The sequence below is a fragment of the Synechococcus sp. CCY 9618 genome, assembly GCF_019038415.1.
Lineage (GTDB): Bacteria > Cyanobacteriota > Cyanobacteriia > PCC-6307 > Cyanobiaceae > Cyanobium.
In genome coordinates, this window is record NZ_JAFKRG010000103.1 from 1 (window position 1) to 921 (window position 921).

Sequence of the window (921 nt, forward strand, 5' to 3'; positions counted from 1 at the left end):
TGCATGGGGGGTGAGGTCTGGGGCTGTTGGGTCGCACCACAACCCTGTCGGCCTCACACCCCTTTGTCAGCCGGAACAACCTGGTGGCACTACACAGGTAGGAGCTCGATAAGATGAGGATGGGTTGAACACCGTCATGCAACTCGCTGAACTCAAGGCTCTCGCGCCTCAGCTGGCGGCTCTGTTGGCCAGGTACGGAGCCAGCAACCTGGCGGTGTTTGGTTCGGTGGCGCGTGATCAAGCCAACCGAGACAGCGACGTTGACCTGCTGGTTGATTTCCCCCCGGGCACCAGCCTCTTTGACCACGCAGCCCTCAAGCTGGCACTGGAAGATTTGCTGGAACAGAAGGTGGACCTGATTCGACGCCGCAACCTCAAACCTTCTATGCGCCAACGGGTGGAAGCGGAGGCCGTGGCCCTTTGATGAACGAGCGCGATCGTGAGGCTCTCAACGACATCATTGGCGTGTTGGATCGGGCCTTGGGGTTTCCCATCTCCAGCTTCCAAGTACTAGAGGAAACCGACTACTTGCAAGATGCACTGATCCGCTGTTAGGAGGTAATCGGCGAGGCTTCGAAGCGCCTCAGCCTTGACTTCAGGAACCATCAGTCAGATGTCCCTTGGAGAGCCGTTGCAGGCATGCGTGACCTGCTGATCCATGCGTATGACCGAGTGGATCTTGAACCCGTTTGGGAGGCCTATCGACAATTCCCGTGGTTGCGGGAAGAAATCGACTGGATGCTCCAAGTGGGTAGGGAATGAGACTTCTTTCTTCCGTGGGGTGGATGGGTTTGTCCGACAGTCTCGTCTCCACTGAGCTGCTCGTGACGTGACCCCCATCAGTGGTCCAGTTCCTATGAGAGCTGGTGGGGTGATCAGGCCGCTTTCCATTGCTGGAGGACTTCCATAGGCGTACGCCCC

At 58.0% G+C, this 921-nt stretch carries 2 protein-coding genes; both read left to right on the top strand.

Annotated features, from left to right (window positions below):
- Positions 1-136: 136 nt before the first annotated feature.
- On the top strand, positions 137-424 hold the full coding sequence (locus KUG41_RS15315; protein WP_216905053.1) for a nucleotidyltransferase family protein: 288 nt from the start codon (positions 137-139) through the stop codon (positions 422-424).
- A gap of 137 nt (positions 425-561) precedes the next feature.
- On the top strand, positions 562-762 hold the full coding sequence (locus KUG41_RS16250) for a HepT-like ribonuclease domain-containing protein (RefSeq protein WP_216905054.1): 201 nt from the start codon (positions 562-564) through the stop codon (positions 760-762).
- The last annotated feature ends 159 nt before the right edge of the window (positions 763-921 follow it).